This is a genomic window from Rhodoferax sp. SPJ21, assembly GCF_058216335.1.
The window spans coordinates 963560-983709 of sequence record NZ_JBYZMO010000002.1 but is presented as its reverse complement, the minus strand read 5'-3'; the positions used below and the strand labels follow the sequence as shown (position 1 = coordinate 983709).

At 64.9% G+C, this 20150-nt stretch carries 20 protein-coding genes; 4 read left to right on the top strand and 16 right to left on the bottom strand.

Going from position 1 to position 20150, the window contains the following annotated elements; translation table 11 throughout:
• Position 1 precedes the first annotated feature (1 nt).
• From AC4BBN_RS12415 to AC4BBN_RS12380, 8 genes are all read right to left on the bottom strand, one after another.
• A complete protein-coding gene (locus tag AC4BBN_RS12415) occupies positions 2-712 on the bottom strand; it encodes an SOS response-associated peptidase (protein ID WP_490592288.1) in 711 nt (236 codons plus the stop codon).
• A gap of 42 nt (positions 713-754) precedes the next feature.
• Positions 755-1972, bottom strand: coding sequence for a diguanylate cyclase domain-containing protein (locus AC4BBN_RS12410; RefSeq protein WP_490592287.1), 1218 nt, complete (start codon positions 1970-1972; stop codon positions 755-757).
• Positions 1969-2715, bottom strand: a complete 747-nt coding sequence (locus tag AC4BBN_RS12405; protein WP_490592286.1) for a substrate-binding periplasmic protein — start codon at positions 2713-2715, stop codon at positions 1969-1971. The genes AC4BBN_RS12410 and AC4BBN_RS12405 overlap by 4 nt, the downstream gene beginning before the upstream one ends.
• 283 nt (positions 2716-2998) lie before the next feature.
• Complete coding sequence (locus tag AC4BBN_RS12400; RefSeq protein WP_490592285.1) at positions 2999-4411, bottom strand: amidohydrolase family protein; 1413 nt, start codon at positions 4409-4411, stop codon at positions 2999-3001.
• Positions 4408-5199: an ABC transporter permease gene (locus AC4BBN_RS12395; protein WP_490592284.1), complete on the bottom strand. Its 792-nt coding sequence runs from the start codon at positions 5197-5199 to the stop codon at positions 4408-4410. The genes AC4BBN_RS12400 and AC4BBN_RS12395 overlap by 4 nt, the downstream gene beginning before the upstream one ends.
• Before the next feature lie 13 nt (positions 5200-5212).
• Positions 5213-6016: an ABC transporter ATP-binding protein gene (locus AC4BBN_RS12390; protein ID WP_490592866.1), complete on the bottom strand. Its 804-nt coding sequence runs from the start codon at positions 6014-6016 to the stop codon at positions 5213-5215.
• A 16-nt stretch (positions 6017-6032) separates the two neighbouring features.
• Positions 6033-7085 carry an aromatic ring-hydroxylating dioxygenase subunit alpha gene (locus AC4BBN_RS12385; protein ID WP_490592283.1) on the bottom strand — a complete coding sequence of 351 codons (1053 nt, stop codon included), beginning with the start codon at positions 7083-7085 and terminating at the stop codon, positions 6033-6035.
• A gap of 245 nt (positions 7086-7330) precedes the next feature.
• Positions 7331-8329, bottom strand: a complete 999-nt coding sequence (locus tag AC4BBN_RS12380; RefSeq protein ID WP_490592282.1) for an ABC transporter substrate-binding protein — start codon at positions 8327-8329, stop codon at positions 7331-7333.
• A 334-nt stretch (positions 8330-8663) separates the two neighbouring features.
• On the opposite strand from AC4BBN_RS12380, the gene AC4BBN_RS12375 reads away from it, so the two are divergent.
• Complete coding sequence (locus tag AC4BBN_RS12375; RefSeq protein WP_490592281.1) at positions 8664-9614, top strand: phosphoglycerate mutase; 951 nt, start codon at positions 8664-8666, stop codon at positions 9612-9614.
• Positions 9611-11335: a single-stranded-DNA-specific exonuclease RecJ gene (gene recJ, locus AC4BBN_RS12370; protein ID WP_490592280.1), complete on the top strand. Its 1725-nt coding sequence runs from the start codon at positions 9611-9613 to the stop codon at positions 11333-11335. Before AC4BBN_RS12375 ends, recJ begins: the two co-directional genes overlap by 4 nt.
• A 257-nt stretch (positions 11336-11592) precedes the next feature.
• On the opposite strand, the gene AC4BBN_RS12365 is transcribed toward recJ, so the two are convergent.
• The 4 genes from AC4BBN_RS12365 to hmpA all read right to left on the bottom strand — a co-directional run bounded on the left by AC4BBN_RS12365 (position 11593) and on the right by hmpA (position 15043).
• Entirely contained in the window at positions 11593-13395 is a 1803-nt protein-coding gene (locus AC4BBN_RS12365) for a methyl-accepting chemotaxis protein (RefSeq protein WP_490592279.1), read from the bottom strand.
• Positions 13396-13512: 117 nt separating this feature from the next.
• The gene (locus tag AC4BBN_RS12360) at positions 13513-13665 is read right to left on the bottom strand and encodes a hypothetical protein (RefSeq protein WP_490592278.1); all 153 of its coding nucleotides are present in this window, start codon (positions 13663-13665) and stop codon (positions 13513-13515) included.
• Complete coding sequence (locus tag AC4BBN_RS12355; RefSeq protein WP_490592277.1) at positions 13652-13810, bottom strand: hypothetical protein; 159 nt, start codon at positions 13808-13810, stop codon at positions 13652-13654. The genes AC4BBN_RS12360 and AC4BBN_RS12355 overlap by 14 nt, the downstream gene beginning before the upstream one ends.
• Positions 13811-13861: 51 nt before the next feature.
• The gene (gene hmpA / locus AC4BBN_RS12350) at positions 13862-15043 is read right to left on the bottom strand and encodes an NO-inducible flavohemoprotein (RefSeq protein WP_490592276.1); all 1182 of its coding nucleotides are present in this window, start codon (positions 15041-15043) and stop codon (positions 13862-13864) included.
• A gap of 127 nt (positions 15044-15170) precedes the next feature.
• Between hmpA and norR the strand changes: the two genes are divergently transcribed.
• A complete protein-coding gene (gene norR, locus AC4BBN_RS12345) occupies positions 15171-16742 on the top strand; it encodes a nitric oxide reductase transcriptional regulator NorR (protein WP_490592275.1) in 1572 nt (523 codons plus the stop codon).
• A gap of 33 nt (positions 16743-16775) precedes the next feature.
• Positions 16776-17261, top strand: a complete 486-nt coding sequence (locus AC4BBN_RS12340; protein ID WP_490592274.1) for an acyl-CoA thioesterase — start codon at positions 16776-16778, stop codon at positions 17259-17261.
• A gap of 58 nt (positions 17262-17319) precedes the next feature.
• On the opposite strand, the gene AC4BBN_RS12335 is transcribed toward AC4BBN_RS12340, so the two are convergent.
• Genes AC4BBN_RS12335 through AC4BBN_RS12320 form a run of 4 tightly spaced genes read right to left on the bottom strand, consistent with a single transcriptional unit; the run spans position 17320 to position 20074 of the window.
• Positions 17320-17859: an NYN domain-containing protein gene (locus AC4BBN_RS12335; protein WP_490592273.1), complete on the bottom strand. Its 540-nt coding sequence runs from the start codon at positions 17857-17859 to the stop codon at positions 17320-17322.
• 5 nt (positions 17860-17864) lie between these two features.
• A complete protein-coding gene (gloA2, locus tag AC4BBN_RS12330; RefSeq protein ID WP_490592272.1) occupies positions 17865-18257 on the bottom strand; it encodes an SMU1112c/YaeR family gloxylase I-like metalloprotein in 393 nt (130 codons plus the stop codon).
• A 25-nt stretch (positions 18258-18282) separates the two neighbouring features.
• On the bottom strand, positions 18283-19023 hold the full coding sequence (locus AC4BBN_RS12325) for a LytR/AlgR family response regulator transcription factor (protein ID WP_490592271.1): 741 nt from the start codon (positions 19021-19023) through the stop codon (positions 18283-18285).
• Positions 19024-19036: 13 nt separating this feature from the next.
• Positions 19037-20074 carry a sensor histidine kinase gene (locus AC4BBN_RS12320; RefSeq protein WP_490592270.1) on the bottom strand — a complete coding sequence of 346 codons (1038 nt, stop codon included), beginning with the start codon at positions 20072-20074 and terminating at the stop codon, positions 19037-19039.
• Positions 20075-20150 lie beyond the last annotated feature (76 nt).

Sequence of the window (20150 nt, the reverse complement as noted above, 5' to 3'; positions counted from 1 at the left end):
GTCAGAACAGGCCCTTGGGCACTTTGTCGGCCTTGGTTTCCACCGGGTTGGCCGCCAACGACTGCGCTGGATAAGGACGCATGAACTCCTTGGCCTTCTCCACCCGGGCGTTCAGCCAGGCGTCCAACACGCCGTCGCCCAGGATGACCGGCATGTGCTTGTCGTTGCCCGCCGGCTGGTAGCGACGCATCAGCGCGTGGCTGTTGGCGTTCACCGTCAGCATGGCGTAGCTGAACAGCGGCTCGCCCTCGGGGCTGGTCCAGCAGGCCCACAGGCCGGCGACAGCCATGGGTTGCCCATCTACCCGCGAAATGCGCGTGGCCACGGCCTTGCCGCTGCGCCAGTCGTCCTCGTAAAAAGCCTGCACCGGCACGATGCAGCGCTGGCCGTTGAGCCAGGCGTCGCGGAAGTTCTGCGAGGTGGACGCCGTCTCGGAGCGCGCCACCACCAGCTTGGGCGCGCGCAGCTTGCCGTCCGATGCCGACTTGACCCAGTGCGGCACCAGGCCCCACTGGGCGGGCAGCAGCTCGCGCACCCGCGGCGCAACGGCGGCGGTGTCGGCCGAGGTATCCGCGGGTACCTCCACGGAACGGATGCAAAACCCCGGCTTGCGCGGCCACAGATGGCGTTCGCCCAGAACGGCGGGCGGCTCCACCTTGAAGGCATCGCGGTAACTGTCGGCTTGCTGCAGGGATTCGTAATGGCTTGTCATGCAGGGATGGTAGCAACAGCCGCAGCCCCGCCAGGGCAGGCTTCAGTCCTGCGGGTTGAAACAATGGAACTGGTTCTTGCCGGCCTTTTTGGCCTGGTACATGGCTTGGTCGGCCTGGCGCAACAGGAGGTCGGCATCGGGCGCGTCCTGCGCATCAAACCACGCCACGCCAATGCTGACCGAGACATGCAACACATGCGCCCCCACGGTGACCGGCTGCGCAGCCGCCCGCAGCAGGCGCTCCAGCAGCGGCGTAGCATCGCCCGGGCGCTGCAGGTCTATCAATATCGCCACAAACTCATCGCCGCCAAAGCGCGCCAGGGTGTCGCCCTCGCGCAGCACGGCTTGCAGGTGCTGGGCCACCGCCTTCAGCAACACATCGCCTACCTCATGGCCATGGCTGTCGTTGACACCCTTGAATCCATCCAGGTCCAAAAACAGCAAGGCCAGTGGCAGCTTGCGGCGCACGCTCTGGGACATGGCCTGCTGCAGCCGGTCGCCCAGCAGCACGCGATTGGGCAGACCTGTCAGCGCATCGTAGTGGGCGGTGTGCACCAGCTGCCGTTTGTGCATTTCGATAGCCGAAAACTGCTCGTGTAAAGCCGTCTGCATCTGCCGCATACGGTCTGCCAACTGGCCGATCTCGCGGATGCGGGCCTGGGCCACGGGCGTGGAGAGATTGCCGCCCGCAATCGCATCGGCAAAGCTGCCCAGTTTGCGCAGCGGGCGTATCACCCAACGGCCTAGCAGCGCCACCACCAGCCACACCGCCACCAGCAGCTGGGCCAGCGCAGTGAACACATAGAGCAAGCGATGACGCATCTGCAAAGCAGCGGCCAGGTGGTCGTCTATCTCGACCCGCACCTGCCCAATCTTCACGCCGTTGCGTACCACGTCGCGTTCACCCCGGTATTGGTGGCCGGTGGCGCGCTCGGGCCTGGACTCACGGTAGAAATCGCCAGCCGTTTCATGCTCCACCACCTGGACACTGACCACGTTCGGCGAGGCCATGACCGCCGAAACGACATTCGCAACACCCCGCTCCTCCAGGTTCCAAAGCACGTCCGGCAAACTCTGGGACAACAGATCCAGCTTGCTCTGCAGCTCTAACTCTTGTTCTTGTGCGGTGAGTTGCGGCTCGACAAAGCCCATCACCACCCCGCCAAGCACCAACACCGGAAGCAGTAAGCCAAAAGACGTGGCCAGCACAACCACCCACAGCAGGGAACGGGGGGCCGCGCGGGTCTGGTCTTGCGTCATAGGCCGGCCCTGGGTTTCACGCGCAGGTAACGGGCCTCTATCTGGGCCAAATTACCAGATTGGCGTATTTGCGCCAGGCCCGTATTGAAGGCATCCCGCAGCGCAGGCTCCCGGAAAACGATGCGGTAAGGAATCTCGTCAAACACCGCAAATATGTCTACCGCAAACGGCTGCTCAGTGAACGCGCTCTGGCGCAGCTGCTCGGTATGGTATTCAAAAATACGCGGGTCGCAAACGATGGCATCGGCCTGGTGGCCAAACAACATGCGGGCCTGCGAAAGCTGGTTGGCCTGCTCGGAATAGCGCCGATTGGCCTTGGCCATGGCGGCAAACTCAGCCCCCAGGTACAAGGAAGCATTCTGAAAACCAACCACCCGCAGGCCCTGCAGGTCGGCCATGCGCAAAGGCGAGGGCAACTGTCCTTTGGGTGCAATCACCATGTCCAGGTAATGCACGTACACCTCGGAATAGGCACCGGCCACGCCGGAATCCGGGGTGAGCGTAGCTGCGCCGTCAAACTGCGCATCCCGCATGGCCAAAGGCACCCGGGCCTGCGGAAGGAACATGGGCGACAGCGTGTGCCCAACGACCTTGAGCGCGGCACGGATGATGTCGATCTCCAGGCCCTTGCCGGTTTTTTCGTCGGCATAAGGCGCAAGCGACTGGCCAAACGCGATACGCACATCGGCGCCCTGGGCGTGGGCGCACCCCAACAGCAAAAGCACAATCCACCAACGACGCATGCAGGGCACTCCTCTGGACAGATATTCAAGCTGCGGGTCGTGGCTAGTCTACACCGCACCTGAATGCCCAAGCTGGCCGGCCACCGCCCCTAAATCCCCGGGCGTCCCCCACGTTAACGACAAACCCCAGCTTAGGGCCGAGCAACCAGCAAGCACGAGCACTTTAGGGCACTAGCGCATCACGTAGCGGTGAACCCTGCCCAGGCAAGACTACATTTTTAATAGCAGCTTGCGCAGGTACTACCTGCGCTACAGGCCTATTTCTTATAAACAATGGCTGCGCCTACGACGCCATCAATTGCCGCACGGCGGCCCGCGCCTGGGCCCGCAGCTCGGCCACATCCACACCCTGGGCCTGGTCGTCCGCCACCACCTTCTGCCCGGCTACGAACAAGGCCTTCAACCTGGGCCGCCCGCCGCTGACCACGGGGCCCAGCGCCACATCGTGCAAGCCAAAGTAGCGAGGGTCGTCCAGCGCGTAGATGGCCAGGTCTGCCGCCATGCCGGGCGCCAGCGTGCCGACGTCACCCAGGCCGAGCACGCTGGCACCGCCCGAGGTGCCCCAGGCGACCACGTCGTCGGCGCTCACCGCAACCCGATCGCCCTCGCCTGTGCCGCCACGGAACAGCGGCTGGGCCCGGTCACCCTGGGCGGCGCGCTGCATCAGCCAGACGGCATGGACTTCGGAAATCATGTCCGCCGCCTCGTTCGATGCCGCGCCGTCCACGCCGATGGAGATAGGCACGCCGGCGGCCTGCAGCGCCATCACCGGTGCGGTGCCGCTGCCCAGGCGGCCATTGCTTTGCGGGCAGTGGGCGATGCCGGTGCGGGTGCTGCCCAGCAAGGCGATTTCTTCGGCGTCCAGCTTCACCAGGTGGGCGAACCACACATCCGAGCCCAGCCATTCGTGCTCGGCAACAAAGCGCACCGGCGACATGCCGTGCATGCTGTGCACCGAGTCCTGGTAGCTCACGGTTTCCGACAAATGCGAATGCAGGCGTATGCCCAGCCGCCGCGCGGTGCGGGCGCACTCGACCAGCTCGCCCGGCGCCAGCGAATACGGCGGCGTGGTGGGCGCCAGGACGATGCGGCGCATCGCATCAGACGCCGGGTCGTGGTAGCGCGCGGTGAGGTGCTCCACATCGGCCAGGTAGGCGTCCAGCGTCTCGGGCCGCATGGCTTGGGGCAGCCCGGCCTCCAGCTGGCGGGTACGGGTGGCACCGCCCCGGCACAACACAAAGCGCAGGCCCATGCGCTCGGCCTCCTCGAAAAGAATAGCCGAGCTATCGAACGGCATGCCGGGGTAGTACAGGTAGTTGTGGTCGGCCACCGTGCCGCAGCCGGAGAGTGCCAGCTCCAGCAGGCCGATGCGCGCAGCGATACGGAACAGCCGCTCGTCAAACGCCGCGCGGAAGCGGTACGGCGTGGCCGCCAGCCAGGCCGTCAGCGGCAGGTCGATGCCATGCGCGTCCCCCTTCAGCAGCGACTGGAACAGATGGTGGTGGGTGTTGACCCAGCTGGGGTAGACGACGCAGTCGGTCGCGTCGACCACCGTCTCGCCCGGTTTCGGGCTGAGTTGGCCAATAGCCTCGATGCGCGTGCCACGCAGGCGGATGTCGGGACCGGCAAGGCGGGATGCAGCGCCGGGTTGGCCGCTGAGGATGGCAGCGGCGTTGCGAATCAAAGTGGTCGTCATACGGTACTTTCGTGCCAGTGGCCTAAAGCCCTATTGGAGAGCCAGACCATGCTGATAAAGAGTAATACACCGGTGACCGAAATCAGCACCAGCGCCGCAAATAGGCGCGGGATATTGATCTGGAATCCGGCCTGCAAAATCTCATACGCCAACCCTGCGCCGGTGCCGCCGGTGCCAGCCACAAACTCGGCCACCACCGCGCCGATCAAGGCCAGGCCGCTGGAGATGCGCAGGCCGCCAAAGAAGAACGGCAAGGCACTCGGAATGCGCAGCCGCACCAGGGTCTGCCAGCGGCTGGCGCCGTTCAGTTTGAACAGATTCAGCAAACCCGGGTTCACGCTGCGCAGGCCCAGCACGGTGTTCGACAGGATGGGAAACAGCGTCACCAGCGTGGCGCACAGCACCAGGGCGAAGGTGGGGTTCTTCACCCAGATGATGATCAACGGCGCAATCGCCACTACCGGCGTCACCTGCAGCAGGATGGCGTAGGGAAACAAGCTGGCCTCGATGAAGCGGTTCTGCACAAACAGAAAAGCCCCGGCCACACCCAGCACCACGGCCAGCGCAAACGCCAGTACCGTGACCTTCATGGTCACGCCCAGCGCGCGCAGCAGCGAGGGGCCGTCGGTCAGCAGGGTCTGGAAGATGTCACTGGGCTTGGGCACCAGGTACACCGGCACCTGCCAGGCACTGCACAGCGCCTGCCAGACCAGCAGCAACACGATGCCGAAGCCGATCGGGGCCAGCCAGTTAAGCACGCCGGGGCGTTGCAGCAAAGGGGTTGTCATGGTCATTACTCCTTCAATGTGCCGACATCAGCAGGGCTGAGAGCTCGCGGCAGTGGTCGGCGAATGTAGGGGACAGGCGGTAGCTCTCGGAGCGGTCCGATTCAATCAGAGGCACATCGGCCATCAGCCGGCCCGGCCGCGCCGCCATCATCACCACCCGGCTGGACAAGAACACCGCCTCGTAGATGCTGTGGGTGACGAACACCACCGTCAGCCCGCGCGCCGCCCACAGCGCGCGCAGGTCGGCATCCAGCTTGTTGCGGGTGAACTCGTCGAGCGCGCCGAAGGGTTCGTCCATCAGCAACACATCGGGCTCGGTGACCAGGGCGCGGGCAATCGAGGCACGCATCTGCATGCCGCCCGACAGCTCGCGGGGGTACGACTGGCCAAACGAGCCCAGCCCTACCTGCTCCAGCGCCGTGGCGACCCGGGCATCGGCCTCGGCGCGCGGTACGCCGTGCAGGTCCAGCGGCAGGCGCACATTCGCCGCCACCGTGGTCCAGGGCATCAGTGTGGCTTCCTGGAACACCATGGCCGTCTTCAGACCGGACTTGGCCGGCGCATCGAGGCCAGCCCAGCGCACATGGCCGTGCGACGGCGATTCCAGGCCGGCAAACATCTTCAACAGCGTGCTCTTGCCGCAGCCAGACGGGCCGAGCAGCGACACAAAATCGCCGCGCTGGATGCGCAGGCTCATGCGCGACAAGGCATGGGTGCCATTGCCGTAGGTCTTCTCCACCTGGTTGGCGTGGAGCACGGTGGCCGCGTCCGGCGGCAAAGACGGCAGGGACTGCACGGGGATGGGCAGGGCTTGCATCAGCATGGTGCGCTCCTTACGTGGATACAGGGTGGATGGGAATGCGCCGGTTGCCCTGGTGCACTTCTTCCTCGCCATGGGCCTTCAGCAGGTCCAGCAGCTGGCGGCGGACCATCAGGCCCGGGCGGTCGCTGGGCATGTGGAATTCCTGCCGGCGCGTGGTGTCGATGCAGGCATCGAAATCGGTGGCCTCCAGGATGTCGCGGTCTTCGGCGGTGATGGCCGCGTCCCAGGCTATCAGCTCCTGTGTGCTGCACTGGGCTTCGCTGTCATTGCGGTACAGCCACTGCACCAGCATCAGCCGGTCGTCGCTGATCGGCGTGGCGCAGTTGTAGATGATGTGGTCGATGCCGCTGTCCGGGTACTGGCAGCCAAAGCGGCGCGCAAACGGCAGGTAGTAGCGGTTGGTCAGATGCCGCTGCGTCATGGGCGCGGTGCTGCCGGTGACGCGGTGGCCGGCCGGCGGGTTCTTGATCGGCACCAGGGTCTCGGCTTCGAAGCCATAGTCGGTGTCATGGATCTCGTACTTCTGCGGCACCGGCTGGTCGATGTCGCCAAAGTTGGCCTTGTGGACAAAGCTGAAGTGCGAGTTGTCGAAGGCGTTTTCCATCACCCGTACCGGGCTGGTTTTCCATTCCTCATAGAACTGGAAGATGCGGCGGTAGCCGGGCGCGCCGTCTTCGGGGAAGTGTGGAATATCGCGCAGCGGGTCTTCCAGCGCCACCCACACATAGCCATAGCGCTCCTGGCAATGGAAGGCCGGCACCTTGGCCCCGGCGGGGATGTTGCCATCGGGGCTTTGCGGAATGCGCACGCAGCTGCCGCTGCAGTCATAGGTCCAACCGTGGTAGCCGCAGACGATGTTGTCGCCTTCGACAAAGCCTTTGGACAGCTTGGCCGTGCGGTGGCAGCAGCGGTCGCGCAGCGCGGCGGGTGTGCCGTCCTGCTTCTTCCACAGCACCAGGTTTTCACCCAGCAGGGTGAAGGGCTTAGGGCCGTCGTCCAGCTGGCTAATGGGCATCAGCGCGTACCAGAAGCGGCGCAATACGGGTTGTTGGGTGACTAACATTTCTCTCTCCTCGATCGGCGCAGAGCTGCATTGCAGCGGCTCTGCGCCACCGGCCGGCGCGCCAATGCGGTCGCCTTCGCCAGGGTCTCATCGTCTAGATCATCTAACTACTTACCACCCAACGACGGGCATACCGGCTTTCAAGCCAGGGAACCCGTGGAACCGGCTTTGCCGGGCCACTGGGTTCGCCCCCTGCAAGGGGGTTGGCGGAAACACGCAGTGTGGAGCCTGGGGGTGAGCAATCATTACGGAAGGACCTTCAGGTCTTTCACGAACTGCGTGGTGTAGGCCTTTTTCCAGTCCACACCGGGCTTCAGCAGGCCGGCGGAAAGCATGAATTTGTAGGTCTGCTCCCAGCGGGTGTCGGTCATCACACCGACGCCTTGCGTGGCTGCATCGCCGCCATCCACGGCCTTGACTTCCTTCATACGTTTCACCGCGAAGGCGAGCAGGTCGTCTTCCATCTTGGGGTTATCTTTCTTGATCAGCTCATTGCCGGGTGCCGGGTTCGCCAGGTAGCTTTTCCAGCCCTCCATCGAGGCGCGGACAAAGCGAGCCACCACGTCGGGCTTGTCGGCCACCATCTTCTGCAGAGTGACGATGGTGGTGCCGTAGGGCGGGTAGCCCTGGTCGGCCAGCAGAAAGAAATTGGCCGGCACATTGCTCTTCATGGCCATGAAGGGCTCGGACGACAGGTAGGCGCTTTGCGCCACGTTCTTGTCGGCAATGAAGGGCTGCAGATTGAAGGTGTAGGGCCGCACCTGGTCCATGCTGTAGCTGTATTTGCCGAGCAGCCAGGGCAGCCAGCTGGTCTGGGCGGAGGTGTTGGCCAGAATGGTCTTGCCCTTCAGGTCAGCCAGGCTCTTCACGTCGTCGTGCGCCATGATGCCCTGCAGGTCTTTCTGGAACGAGGCTGCCACCGTCACCACCGGCAGGCCTTTCTCGATGGAGTTCAGGGTCTGGATGTCGTAGCCCATGATGAAGTCGGCCTGGCCCGCTGCCAGCAGCTGGATGCCGTTGATCTGCGGGCCGCCCATTTTGATGGTCACGTCCAGCCCGTACTTTTTGTACAAGCCGGTGGCTGCCGCCTGGTAGAAGCCCCCGTGCTCGGCCTGGGCGTACCAGGAGGTGAGCAAGGTGACCTTGTCTTGCGCCCACGCGGCGCTGGCGAGAGTGGTGGTGGCCAGCGCGAATGTCAGGCGGGCACACCAGTGAACGGCGGGGGATGCTAGGTTGCGTTGCATTGTCGATCTCTCCTAAAGCTACTTGCTGTGGAAAGACGAAAGCACCGCGCGGAGTGGGCTGGCAGACCGCACGCAAAGGCACGGGGCACCACAGCTGATCTCCGTTGCGCCCACCGCCAGGTGTGGCACAAATGCCCACGCGGTAAGGCGTGGACATGCGACGGTACTTCCGTCACCGGAGCAATGACCGACAACCAACGCCTGACATGTATTGAGGCGGGTTGCTGACAGCTTCTACTCCAGCCCAGGCCATGCAAAGCCTGTGCCAGGGGCTTTGCACGGCTTTGGTGCCACCACTGCAACGGGGCGCGGCGGCATCCGGGACAATAGGCCCATGTCCACCTCTCTACACGTGTTGATCCCCCTTGCGGCCAGCGAGGTCGAGGGCTGCCGCCAAGCCCTGTCCAGCCTGCGCCTGCCCAACCTGGAACGCCTGCTGGCGCGCCTGACGCCCGCCGTGCTGGACAGCGGCCCCGACGACAGCCTGTCCCCCCCGCACGAACGCGCGCTGGCCCGCCACTACGGCCTGGGCGCCGCCGACGGCCAAATTCCCTGGGCCGCCTGGCAGGCCGGTGAGGCCGCCGACGGCCATGCCTGGGCCTTCATCACTCCCTGCCACTGGCAGGTGATGACGGACCACATCGTCATGCCCCACCCAGATAGCCTGGACCTGCAGGAGGCCGAGTCCCGCACCATCCTGGCCGCCGTGCGGCCCTTCTTTGAAGAAGATGGCATCCAGCTGGAATACGTCAGCCCCACGCGCTGGCTGGCACACAGCGAGGTCTTTCGCGGCCTGGCCACCGCCTCGCTGGACCGCGTGGTCAGCGGCGTGGGCGCGCGCAATGTAGACGAATGGATGCCCCCCACCGCGCAAGCCGGCCCGCTGCGCCGTCTGCAGAGCGAGATGCAGATGCTGCTCTACACCCATGCGGTGAACGACGCGCGCACCGAGCGCGGCCTGGCGCCGATCAACTCCTTCTGGGTCAGCGGCGCAGGCGCCCTGCCCGCCCCGCCGCCGCCAGTGGCCGCCCCGCGCATGCCGCCAACCCTGCTGCAAGCCGCGCAGTTTGAAGACTGGGCTCACTGGGCCGCCGCCTGGCAGCAGATCGACGCCAGCGCCTGCGCCGAGCTGCTGGCCGCGCTGGACCAGGGCCACAAGGTGCAACTCACCCTGTGCGGCGAACGGAATGCGCAAAGCTTCGAGGCTTTGCCGCGCAGCTTCATGCAAAAGGTTTCAAGCATTTTTGGCCGCCAGCGCATATCTACCGTGCTGGAGATGCTATGAAAATTACAGCACGCGACATCCCCCCGCGCGCCGTCTGGGCACTGGAACAGGCTGGCGTCCACCCGCTGCTGGCGCGCCTTTTCGCAGCCCGTGGCGTGGCCAACAAGGACGCGCTGGACGACGGCCTGGGCAAGCTGCTGCCGCCTTCCAGCATGCTGGGCGCGCAGGCCGCCGCCGTGCTGCTGGCCGACGCGATTGCCGCCGACAAGAAGCTCTGCATCGTGGCCGACTACGACTGCGATGGCGCCACCGCCTGCGCCGTGGGCCTGCGCGGCCTGCGCCTGCTGGGCGCCAAGCACGCCACCTACATCGTGCCCGACCGCGTGACGGACGGCTACGGCCTGACACCCAGCATCGCCCGCCGCGTCAAAGACAGCGGCGCCGACATGCTGGTCACGGTGGACAACGGCATTGCCAGCCTGGAAGGCGTGGCCGAGGCCAAGGCCCTGGGCCTGCAGGTACTGGTAACAGACCACCACTTGCCCGCACTGAAAGACGGCCAGATCGTGCTGCCCGACGCAGACGTGCTGGTCAACCCGAACCAGCCCGGCTGCACATTCGAGAGCAAGTCCATCGCCGGCGTCGGCGTCATGTTCTACGTGCTGCTGGCCTTGCGCGCCGAGCTGCGCAGCCGTGGTGTCTACACCGCCGAGAACCAACCTAAGCTGGACCCGCTCTTGACCCTGGTGGCACTGGGCACGGTGGCCGACGTGGTGAAGCTGGATGCCAACAACCGCCGCCTGGTAGCCCAAGGGTTAAAAAGGCTGCGCGCGCAGGCACAACCTGCGGGACTAGCTGCGTTATTTGTAGCAGCCGGCCGCCAGGCCAAGGTCGCCACCACCTTCGATTTCGGCTTTGCACTGGGCCCGCGCATCAACGCCGCCGGCCGCCTGGCCGACATGACGCTGGGCATCGAATGCCTGCTGACCGACGACACGGCGCGCGCCACCGAACTGGCCACCACGCTGGACAAAATCAACCGCGAGCGCCGCGAGATCGAAGGCGGCATGCGCGACCAGGCGATGCTGGTGGCCGAGTCGCTGTTCGACGAATCCGAAGAGCCGCCGCCAGCGGTCTGCGTGTTCGACCCCGACTTCCACGAAGGCGTGGTCGGCATCGTCGCCAGCCGCCTCAAAGACAAGCTGCACCGCCCGATCTTCGTGTTCGCCGCCAGCAAGGCGCCGGGCAAGGAACATGAGCTCAAAGGCTCGGGCCGCTCCATCCCCGGCTTCCACCTGCGCGACGCACTCGACCTGGTGGCCAAGCGCCATCCCGGCGTGCTGCTGCGCTTTGGCGGCCACGCCATGGCCGCTGGCTGCACCGTGCACGAGGACAATTTCGAGCAGTTCGAGCAAGGCCTGCAGCAGGTGGCGCTGGAATGGCTGGACGCCGCCACGCTGACGCGGCGCCTGGAAACCGACGGCCCGCTGGCGCCCGAATACTGCCGCGCCGAGCTGGTCGATGTGCTGCACAAGGAAGTCTGGGGCCAAGGCTTTGCGCCGCCCACCTTCAGTGAAGAAGTCGAAGTGGTGTCGCAGCGCCTGGTGGGCGAAAAGCATTTGTCGCTAAAACTCAAGCACCAGGGCCAGCCGGTGGACGGCATCTGGTTCGGCCACACCGAAAGCCTACCGGCCCGCGTAACGCTGGCCTTCCGCCTGGATGTGAACGAGTGGCAGGGCCAACGCCGGGTGCAGTTTCTAGTGGAAGCGGCGGAAGATTAATTATTTAGAGCGACGCTGAATAAGTCTGCGCGAGACTGCGTGCCCTGGATCGGGATGGGATGCAACGCCGCAGACCACCCAAGGCCAGCGATACGTAGACCGCGAGGGACTTGTTCAGCGTTGCCCTAAGGCACTTATCCAATCAAAAAAGAGCCTGATTAGGTACATGCCTCAGAACGGAACCACGCCCATGAAAAAGAGCTTCTAGCGCAGGTATTACCTACGCCAGAAGCTCTTTATTTGATAGCAAACCGGATTTAGAAACTTTCCCACTCGCCCTCGCCACCCGAAGCCGCCGCTGGCTTGCTGGCAGGGGCCAGGGCCTTCATCGGGGCGCGGATGGGAGCCTTTGCTGCGGGCTTGGCTGGCGCTTTAGCGGCTGCTTTGGCGGGGGCTTTCAAAGCGGCTCTGGCTGGGGCGCTCACAGCCGACTTGGGCACCGGCGCAGCGGCTGTTCGCGACGCGGGCGCATGCCGCAACGGCGGAGATGCAGCACGGCCACCCGCTGCGGCATGGCTGCCCACGTTGAAGATCGACACCACTTCAGCCAGGCGCTGGGACTGCTCGCGCAGGCCAGAAGCTGCAGCAGCGGATTCCTCCACCAGGGCGGCGTTCTGCTGCGTCATCTGATCCAGATTGGCGACAGCCTGGTTGACCTGGTTGATGCCGTCGCGCTGTTCGCCCGACGAGGCGCTGATCTCACCGATCAGGTCGCTGACGCGGCGCACGCTGCTGACGATTTCCCCCATGGTTTCACCCGCCTGGGCCACCTGCTGGGTGCCGGACTCCACGGTTGCTACCGAGGCACCGATGAGCACCTTGATCTCCTTGGCCGCCTGTGCCGAGCGCTGCGCCAGACTGCGCACTTCGCTGGCCACCACGGCAAAGCCACGGCCCTGCTCGCCTGCGCGGGCGGCTTCCACTGCGGCGTTCAAAGCCAGGATGTTCGTCTGGAAGGCAATGCCGTCGATAGTGCCGATGATCTCGGAAATTTTGTGTGAGGCCGAGCTGATGTTGTGCATCGTGCTGACCACCTGGGCCACCACTTCGCCGCCACGCGTGGCAGCCTGGGCGGCGGTGCTAGCAAGTTGGTTGGCCTGGCGCGCCGTGTCGGCCGACTGAGTGACTGTGCTGGTTAGCTCTTCCATGCTGGCGGCGGTTTGCTGCAGGTTCGAAGCTGTCTGCTCGGTGCGCTCAGACAGGTCGTGGTTGCCGGTAGCGATCTCGTTGGATGCGGTAGACACCGAGTCCACACCCAGACGCACCTCAGACACCACGCCACGCAGCTTGACCACCATGACTGACAGGCTACGTAGCAGCTGGCCAAACTCGTCTTTGCGCTCTTCCTGGATGTCATGCGTCAGGTCGCCGGACGCAATGGCGTCCGTCAGCGCAATTGCACGATGCAGGGGGCGGATGACCGAGCGCACCAATGCCACGACAAAGGCTATGCCTATTCCGAAGACGACACAGATACTGGCAAAGCCCCACAGAGCAACGTTGCCGAGGGCTTGCTCCGCTTGCAACTTGGCCGCGTCACGGTGCTGCTCCTGCAGTTTCAAGAACTCGTCCAGCGCCGAGAAATAATTCGCAATCGCAGGGAAAAATGTCTTTTCCACATAGGACTGTGTTGCAGCAGCATCGCCAGCAGCCTTCAGTTCCTTGCTTTTTGCCACTGCGGCGAGAACCGGAGACCGAGCAGAATTTATTTTTTCCAGGGCAGCCTTGTCATCGTCAGCGGTCGCGCCTTCTTTGATAGTGCTGTAAAGCTTGGAAATCTTGGCGATGAATTCTTTGAGTTGCGCATCCATGATGGCGACGTGCGCCTCATCAGTCGAGATGGCCCCGCCCACCGTTGCAGCCACCGCAGTCTCCACGTAACCACGCCACCGAGTGGCCATGGCAATTTTCTCTTGTGTCTGCTCAATGGACGCCATCGCCTCTGCATGGGCAATACTGGATCGATGTTGCGCCCAAAACGATACTGCCAACATGGATAGCAGAAGACCCAGAATGACCGCCCACAACTTGGTCGCGACACGGAGATCGTTGAATTTCATGGTTTCCCTCTTTTTGGTGGATGTTCAACACCACCAGCCCGTTAACAAATTGGGCCGTATGCTACATCTGGAAAATGCTGCTTCAGCTAGGGATTTAGCCTCCCCGGGGCGCTTATTTCAGTGCAGCTTGACGTGCGATTCGGTACGCCGTGTGATGGCGCGAGTGAGGGTTTCCAGCGCCACCTTGGTCACGCCGTGCAGCGCAAGTTCATGCATCTTGTACAACGAGGTGTACATCACGCGTGCCACCAGGCCGTCAATGTCTTGCAAGCAAACTGGCGCCTTGGTGCCCAGGCCGTTCGGGAGGGTCCAGCGCGACAGCGGAAATGCGCGGCGAGCTGGCCACGGCCACGCCGTCTTCGTCGATGAAGGGCTCCACATGGACCAGCTTGTTGGCGCGGTCCAGGCCATTCATCTCGCCCAGACCGCTCCGGAAAACTCTACGATGCTCCCGTAGCTCTATCGACTATTCGAGTGCGCCAGCCGGGCCGAAGAATTCATAGCGGGTTTGTGCCTCGGGCACGCCCAGGTCCCGCAGCTGCTTTTTCATCTGGCGCATAAAGGGCTTGGGCCCCAAAAAGTACGCATCCACATCGCGCGATGCGGGTAGCCACTGGGCCAGCTGCTGCGGCTGCAAATGGCCCACGGCGTCGGGGGCATCATCGGCGCCCACATGTTCGTCGTAGGCATAAAAGCGCCGCAACTGCGGGTGCTTGGCCAAGCGCGACTCGATCGCATGGCGGAAGGCATGCACCTGGCGGTTGCGCGCGCAATGGATGAAGTGCACCGGCCGCGTGCCCTGCAGCGCCGCGTCCAGCATGGCCAGGGTGGGTGTAATGCCGACGCCGCCGCTGATGAGCACCAGCGGCTTGTCGCCCGCAGCCAGCACAAAGTCACCGGCGGGCGGGAACACATCCAGCACCGTGCCGACCTGCACCTGGTCATGCAGGTAGTTGGACGCCACACCGCCGGCCTCGCGCTTGACGCTGATGCGGTAGTCCACGCCATTGGGCGCGGCCGACAACGAGTAGTTGCGGCGTATCTCGTTGCCGTTCACCACCAGGCGCAAGCCGATGTACTGGCCGGGCTGGAAGGCGATCAGCGCGCCAGCGTCCTGCGGCTGCAGGTAGAACGAGGTGATTTCATCACTCTCCGCTTCCTTGCGGGCTACGCGGAAGGCCCGCGCACCACGCCAGCCACCGGGCGCGGCTGCCACATCGGCATAGATTTTTTCTTCCGCGCCGATGAGGATGTCGGCCAATTGGCCATAGGCCGCGCCCCAGGCTGCGATAACGGCATCGGTGGCGATCTCGGCGCCCAGCACCTCGCGGATGGCGCGCAGCAGGCAGGCGCCAACGATGGGGTAGTGCGCGGCCTCAATCTGCAGCGACACATGCTTGCTGATGATCTGCGACACCAGGCCGCCGAGTTGCTCCAGTTGGTCGATGTGGCGGGCGTACATCAGCACGCCATTGGCCAGCGCGCGTGGTTGGTCGCCGTTGGCCTGGTGCGCTTGGTTGAAGAAGGGCCGCACCTCGGGGTGCTCGGCCAGCATGGTTTTGTAGAAATACGTGGTCAGTGCCTCGCCGCCGCTTTCGAGCAGAGGCACGGTGGATTTGACGATGGCACGTTGTTCAGAGGTCAGCATGGAGTGGCTTTCAATCGGATGCAGGGCGGCGCCCGGCTGCAAGTGCTAACTCAAGTTCCATGCCCGCCATTCACTCTATAAAAATCAACTACTTAGGCATGCAAAATATCTTTTTGATACATTCATAATGATCCACCAAGGAATCATTTTGATAACAAAAAACCTGCTCCAAACCCTGGTGCCGCTGGTCGATGACCTGGCGCGCGAACTGCCCGACGGCGAACGCTACCGCCGCCTGCTGGCCGCCGTGCGCGCCCTGCTTCCCTGCGATGCAGCTGCCCTGCTGCGGCTGGACGGCGGCTGGCTGCTGCCGCTGGCGGTAGATGGCCTGAGCCACGACACCCTGGGGCGGCGCTTCAAGGTCAGCGAACACCCGCGCCTGCAGCAGCTGCTGCAAGCCCCCGGCCCAACCCGCTTCCCGCCCGACAGCCCCCTGCCCGACCCCTATGACGGCCTGATCGACGGCGTGCAGCTGGAGGTGCACGACTGCATGGGCTGCCCGGTACTGCTGGGCGACACTCCATGGGGCGTGCTGACCCTGGACGCGCTGGACAAAGAGCGGTTTTCCAGCGTCGATCTGGGCGACCTGCAGGCCTTCGCCAGCCTGGCAGCGGCCACCGTCAGCGTGGTGCAGCGCATGGCCGGGCTGGCACAGCAGTTCGAGGCCGAGCATGCGCGCGCCGAAAGCTACCGCGCGCTGGCCGAAGAGCACCCAGCCCCCACGCTGATCGGCCAGAGCCCAGCCCACCAGCGCCTGCTGGCCGACATCGCCACCGTAGGCAACAGCGACTTGACGGTGCTGATCACCGGCGAAACCGGCGTCGGCAAGGAGCTGGTGGCCCAGGCCCTGCACGCCGCCTCGCCGCGCGCCAGCCGACCGCTGATCAGCCTGAACTGCGCGGCCCTGCCCGAGTCGCTGGTGGAAAGCGAGCTGTTCGGCCATGTGCGCGGCGCGTTCTCGGGCGCGGTGGCCGACCGGCGCGGCAAGTTCGAGCTGGCCGACGGGGGCACCCTGTTCCTGGACGAGGTGGGCGAGCTATCGCTGAGCGTGCAGGCCAAGCTGCTGCGCGGGCTGCAGGGCGGCCAGCTGCAGCGCCTGGGCTCGGACCGCGAGCACCGGGTCGATGTGCGGGTCATCGCCGCCACCAACCGCGACCTGGCGCAGGAGGTGCGCGCCGGCCGCTACCGCGCCGACTTCTACCACCGGCTCAGCGTCTACCCACTGCCGGTGCCACCGCTGCGCGAGCGCGGGCACGATGTGCTGCTGCTGGCCGGGCATTTCCTGGAGCTGAACCGATCCCGCCTCGGCCTGGGCAGCCTGCGGCTGGATGCCGACGCCCAGGCCGCACTGCTGGCCCATGGCTGGCCTGGCAATGTGCGCGAGCTGGAGCATCTGATCGCACGCAGCGCGCTGAAAGCCCTGCAGGGCGCGGCACCCCGGGCCCGCATCGTCAGCCTGACGGCTGCGCACCTGGACCTGGGAGCCCAATCCGCCCCGACCGCCGCCCCGGTCGCCTTGCAGAACGGTGTGGCCCCACCCGCCGATTTGCGCACCTCGCTGGACGACCACCAGCGCCAGCGCATCGCTGAAGGCCTGCAGCGCCACCAGGGCAACTGGGCCTCGCTGGCGCGCGAACTGGGCTTGCATCGGGCCAATTTAGTCCGGCTGGCCGGGCGGCTGGGTTTGCGCAAACAGTAATAATCGGCACCAAGAATTACACGAAAGCCCGCGATGGAACTCCCCGCACACCAACTGAGCATGACGGTCTTGATGACCCCGGATATGGCCAATTTTTCAGGCAATGTGCACGGTGGCGCCGTGCTCAAGCTGCTCGACCAGGTGGCCTACGCCTGTGCCAGCCGCTATGCCGGTCGCTATGTGGTCACCGTCAGCGTGGACCAGGTGATGTTCCTGCAGCCCATCCACGTGGGCGAGCTAGTGACCTTTCTGGCCAGCATCAACCACACCGGCACCTCGTCGATGGAAGTGGGCATCAAGGTGGTGGCCGAGAACATCCGCAGCCGCAGCGTGCGCCATGTGAACAGCTGCTTCTTCACCATGGTGGCCGTGGACGACGACCGCAAGCCCGCCCCCGTGCCGCCGCTGGTGCCCAGCACGGACGACGAAAAGCGCCGCTTCGAGCAGTCCATCATGCGCAAGAAAGTGCGCCGCGAGCTGGCCGCACGCTTCGCCTCCATCAAGGAAGTTGCTGAATAAAAAGTGGCTGTGACGCAGGTAAAACCAGCACCACCAGCTACCAATTCAATAGCAAACGCTATTTATCAATGGATGAGCCCATGTCATCCAGCCACAGCACGCGGTCGGCGTAGCACTGCAGGTCGGCCGACAGCGTGGCCTGTGCGCCGTTGAGCCAGACCTCTTTGCGCAGATCCGACTTGAGGTAGGAGATGGCGTCTTCAAAGTCGCCGTCGCCGGCCGACAGGATCACCCGGTCGTAAATGTCCTGGGCGGCGAGCTTGATCATCAGCGTGGCAATGGCCACGTCCACACCTTTTTGCACCGTGCGGTCGAAGTGGGTTTTGCACGACGGGCACTGGTTGTGCTGCTCCTTCAGCTTGTACAGCTGCACCCGCATCTGCGGGCCTTTGGGCGGCGCGGATTTGATCCAGGTATGAAAGGCGTTCTGCGCTTCGGCGTTCGGGTCGCCGGTGGAGTTCAGGTAGTAGCTCTCGTAGATCGGCCCGCCATTGGCCTTGACCAGCTCGTGCTTGAGCTTCAGGTAGTCAAAGCCGTTCGGCCGCGAGCGGCCGAAGTTGTACATATAGGCGGCGTCAACGATCCAGACGGTTTTCATGGGGGTCACGGATTCACTTCGTAGAGTTCAAGGGGCAGGCCGTCGGGGTCGGCAAAAAAGGTGAAACGCCGGCCGGTGAATTCATCGACACGCACAGGCTCCACGGCCACGCCGTCGGCTTGCAGGCTGGCGATATTGGCGTCCAGGTCGGCCACCGCAAACGCCAGGTGGCGCAGGCCGCAAGCCTCGGGGCGTGAGGGGCGCGGCGGCGGCGTGGGGAAGGAAAACAGCTCGATTTGCGAGCCGTCGGCCAAGGCCAGGTCCAGCTTGTAAGACTGGCGCTCGGCGCGCAGGTTCTCGGCCACGATGCGCAGGCCCAGGATGCGGGTGTAGAAGTCCCGAGACCGCGCATAGTCGGAACAAATAATGGCGGCGTGGTGCAGGCGGGCTAATTCCATAGGCCCAGAGCTTAACCCGCCCGAATTACCCCGCCATGGCTTCACGCACCGCCGCCAGCTGGCGGCGCGACACCATCAGCGCTTCATCCAGCCCTTGCAGGCGCACGGCCCAGCCCTCGCCCTCCTCGGGGTCGAAATGCTTCTCCAGCGCACGCAGCGCCCGGCGTGACACCAGGGCGTTGCGGTGCACGCGGATAAACACACTGGCGTGGCGCGCCTCCAGCTCGCTCAGGGAGCCGTCCAGCACATAGCTGCGGCCAGCGGTGCGCACGGTGATGTATTTCAGCTCGGCCTTCAGGTACAGCACGCTGGCCAGGGGCACGCGCTCGGTGCGGCCACGGTCGTGTATCACCAGCACATCTTGCATCAAATCGGGCTCTGGCGCAGGTGTTACCTGCAGCAGGCGCTCTACTTTCTGCAGCGCTTGCTGCAGGCGATCCAGCCGCACCGGCTTGGTCAAATAGTCTGCCGCCGCCAGGTCAAAAGCCTGCAGCGCATGGCCGGCGTGGGCGGTGACGAACACCACGGCCGGCGGCCGGGGCTGGGCCTGCAGCTGCTGGGCCAGTTGCAGGCCGTCCATGCCGGGCATATGGATGTCCAGCAGCAGCAGGTCTACCGTCTGGCCGGCCAGCGCGGCGCAGGCCTGCTGCGCGTTCGCCGCTTCGGCCACCACTTGGGCGGCCGGCGCCTTGCAGTCGCCCAGCAGGGTGCGAAGCCGGGCGCGGGCCAGCGCTTCGTCGTCCACGATCAATACCCTCAAGGTCATGGGCTGCGTCCTTTCATACCGGGATTTCGATGCGCACCAGGTAGATGCCATCCTTCAGCACCGCCTGGAACTGGCCCTGCACATCGTGCAGCAGCTTCAGGCGGTCGCGCACATTGTCCAGCGCCACGCCAAAGCCGGCCGCGCCCGGCCCGGCGGGCACAGTGTTGCTGATCTTGATGACCACGGTGTCGCCGCGCCGCTCGGTGCTAATGCGCAGGTCGGCCCCGCTGGCGCTGGGCTCCACACCGTGCTTCACCGCGTTTTCCACCAGCGGCTGCAGCAGCAGGGGCGGCAGCTGGGCCTGGGCGGCGCGGGGGTCCAACGCCCAGTGGATGCGCAGGCGCTCGCCAAAGCGCACCTGCTCGATGGACAGGTAGCGCTCGGCCAGCGTGGTCTCCTGCTCCAGCGTGACGGATTCGCCCTGGTCCACCAGCGCGTGGCGGAACAGGTCACTCAGGTCTTCCAGCAGGGCCTCGGCCCGGGCCGGCTCGGCGCGCACCAGGGCGATCGCACTATTGAGCGTGTTGAACAAAAAATGCGGCCGTATGCGTGCCTGCAGCTCGCCCAGCCGGGCCGTGGTGGCCGCCGGCGTGCGGGCGCGGGCGCGCAGCACCAGGCCAGCTACCACCAAGGCGGACAACCAGGCACCCGCAGCCGCGCAGGCCAGCCAAGGCACGGGGTCCATCAGGCCGATCAGGGCCAGCATGCCGCAGCCGTACAGGCCGGCCAGCGCGCCCAGCAGCACGCCGGCCACATACTGTGCCCAGGATGGCAGGCGCGCCAGCGTGCGCTTCACGCTGCAGGCGGCCAGCAGCCAGACCAGCACGGCGGGCAAGGCGCCGCCGGTCCACAGGGCCAGCCGGGTCAGCCAATCGGCAGCACCCTGTGCGCCAAACAGCGCCGCCACGGCCACCGCCAGCTCGACAAACAGCACGGCACGCAGGATCACGCCCACCTGGCAGGCATCAAATACCAAGGCCCTGGGCACGCGTGTGGGGGCGTCCGGGTCGGCTAGCGCGTCGAAGCTCGATAAAATTTGCGTCTCTTGCATACCAACTTCCATGACAAGGCCCGATTATTGGGTATGAACCGGCCGTTGGTAAGCCACTCCATCTCCCCCTCTGCCA

Excerpts from the sequence above, each read along its gene's own strand:
- AC4BBN_RS12415 (WP_490592288.1), bottom strand. The coding sequence starts at position 712 with ATGACAAGCCATTACGAATCCCTGCAGCAAGCCGACAGTTACCGCGAT.
- AC4BBN_RS12410 (WP_490592287.1), bottom strand. The coding sequence starts at position 1,972 with ATGACGCAAGACCAGACCCGCGCGGCCCCCCGTTCCCTGCTGTGGGTG.
- AC4BBN_RS12405 (WP_490592286.1), bottom strand. The coding sequence starts at position 2,715 with ATGCGTCGTTGGTGGATTGTGCTTTTGCTGTTGGGGTGCGCCCACGCC.
- AC4BBN_RS12400 (WP_490592285.1), bottom strand. The coding sequence starts at position 4,411 with ATGACGACCACTTTGATTCGCAACGCCGCTGCCATCCTCAGCGGCCAA.
- AC4BBN_RS12395 (WP_490592284.1), bottom strand. The coding sequence starts at position 5,199 with ATGACAACCCCTTTGCTGCAACGCCCCGGCGTGCTTAACTGGCTGGCC.
- AC4BBN_RS12390 (WP_490592866.1), bottom strand. The coding sequence starts at position 6,016 with ATGCAAGCCCTGCCCATCCCCGTGCAGTCCCTGCCGTCTTTGCCGCCG.
- AC4BBN_RS12385 (WP_490592283.1), bottom strand. The coding sequence starts at position 7,085 with ATGTTAGTCACCCAACAACCCGTATTGCGCCGCTTCTGGTACGCGCTG.
- AC4BBN_RS12380 (WP_490592282.1), bottom strand. The coding sequence starts at position 8,329 with ATGCAACGCAACCTAGCATCCCCCGCCGTTCACTGGTGTGCCCGCCTG.
- AC4BBN_RS12375 (WP_490592281.1), top strand. The coding sequence starts at position 8,664 with ATGTCCACCTCTCTACACGTGTTGATCCCCCTTGCGGCCAGCGAGGTC.
- recJ (WP_490592280.1), top strand. The coding sequence starts at position 9,611 with ATGAAAATTACAGCACGCGACATCCCCCCGCGCGCCGTCTGGGCACTG.
- AC4BBN_RS12365 (WP_490592279.1), bottom strand. The coding sequence starts at position 13,395 with ATGAAATTCAACGATCTCCGTGTCGCGACCAAGTTGTGGGCGGTCATT.
- AC4BBN_RS12355 (WP_490592277.1), bottom strand. The coding sequence starts at position 13,810 with ATGAATGGCCTGGACCGCGCCAACAAGCTGGTCCATGTGGAGCCCTTC.
- hmpA (WP_490592276.1), bottom strand. The coding sequence starts at position 15,043 with ATGCTGACCTCTGAACAACGTGCCATCGTCAAATCCACCGTGCCTCTG.
- norR (WP_490592275.1), top strand. The coding sequence starts at position 15,171 with ATGATCCACCAAGGAATCATTTTGATAACAAAAAACCTGCTCCAAACC.
- AC4BBN_RS12340 (WP_490592274.1), top strand. The coding sequence starts at position 16,776 with ATGGAACTCCCCGCACACCAACTGAGCATGACGGTCTTGATGACCCCG.
- AC4BBN_RS12335 (WP_490592273.1), bottom strand. The coding sequence starts at position 17,859 with ATGAAAACCGTCTGGATCGTTGACGCCGCCTATATGTACAACTTCGGC.
- gloA2 (WP_490592272.1), bottom strand. The coding sequence starts at position 18,257 with ATGGAATTAGCCCGCCTGCACCACGCCGCCATTATTTGTTCCGACTAT.
- AC4BBN_RS12325 (WP_490592271.1), bottom strand. The coding sequence starts at position 19,023 with ATGACCTTGAGGGTATTGATCGTGGACGACGAAGCGCTGGCCCGCGCC.
- AC4BBN_RS12320 (WP_490592270.1), bottom strand. The coding sequence starts at position 20,074 with ATGCAAGAGACGCAAATTTTATCGAGCTTCGACGCGCTAGCCGACCCG.